Consider the following 1,055-nt stretch of genomic DNA (forward strand, 5'->3'; position numbering starts at 1 on the left):
TAAAGCGGCGAGCTTGAAAGCTGAATCATGGGATTCCCATTTGGTTTGATTTGTGATTCATCCTGATTGGGAGGATGTTTTATGTCAGCAGCGCTATCGTCAGAACTTCGAAGTCGTTTCCGAGAGTACATTGAAGAAGGGTTTAGCGGGCGTGCCGCGGCGGCCCGATTGAAGCTGTCGGCTGCCACAGGGGTGCGATGGCAGCGCAAGCTGCGCGAGACGGGGGAGATCGCACCTGATGTTCAGGGTCGCCCGCCAGGGTATGGCAAACTCTCAGCGCACCGGGGGCTTCTTGAAGAACTGGTTGCGCAGGACGGTGACATCACTTTGCCGGAACTTGCAGGAGCCTTGATGTCTGCCACCGGCGTTGTCGCCCATTCCGCATCCATCGGACGGTTCCTGCGCAAGCTTGGTTATACGTACAAAAAAAGTCACTGGTCGCGACCGAACGGCTGCGCGCACGGGTAAAGAATCTGCGTCTGGACTGGTTCAAGTATCGCATCCCCAAAATGCAGGCGCATCCTGATCGGCTTGTATTCATTGACGAAACTTCGGTCAAAACCAATCTGACCCGCCTGCGAGGGCGCAGCTTGCGCGGCAAGCGCCTGGAAATGAATGCACCCTTCGGCGCATGGGGCACGCAAACGTTCATCGCAGGCCTGACCCATGATAGCCTGATCGCGCCTTGGGTGATCAAAGGGGCAATGGACGGAGAAGCCTTCGCCGCATACATTCAGGAGGTCCTTTCGCCGGAACTGCGACCGGGAACGGTCGTCATCTGCGACAACCTTGCGACACATCGCAACAAGGATGCTGCGCAGGCGTTGAAAGATATCGGATGCTGGTTCCTCTACCTCCCGCCATACTCACCTGATCTCAACCCGATCGAAATGGCTTTCTCAAAATTGAAGGCACACCTTCGGCGGATAGGGGCCAGAACATTCGACCAGATGTTCGACGCATTGGCCGAAGTCTGCGACATGTTCACACCGCAAGAATGCTGGAACTACTTTTGCGAGGCCGGGTATGCATCAGGTTAAAAGCGCGTAGCTTTA

1 protein-coding gene is annotated in these 1,055 nt (G+C 55.8%); it reads left to right on the forward strand.

What is annotated here, in order from left to right; genetic code table 11:
* The first annotated feature begins 81 nt into the window (after positions 1–81).
* A protein-coding gene (locus BUC32_RS20340; protein WP_139280828.1) for an IS630 family transposase occupies positions 82–1,040 on the forward strand; the annotation gives its coding sequence in 2 pieces (ribosomal slippage) (positions 82–423 and positions 426–1,040; 957 coding nt in all).
* The last annotated feature ends 15 nt before the right edge of the window (positions 1,041–1,055 follow it).

The organism is Shimia gijangensis (assembly GCF_900142085.1).
In the GTDB taxonomy this organism is placed as follows: domain Bacteria; phylum Pseudomonadota; class Alphaproteobacteria; order Rhodobacterales; family Rhodobacteraceae; genus Shimia; species Shimia gijangensis.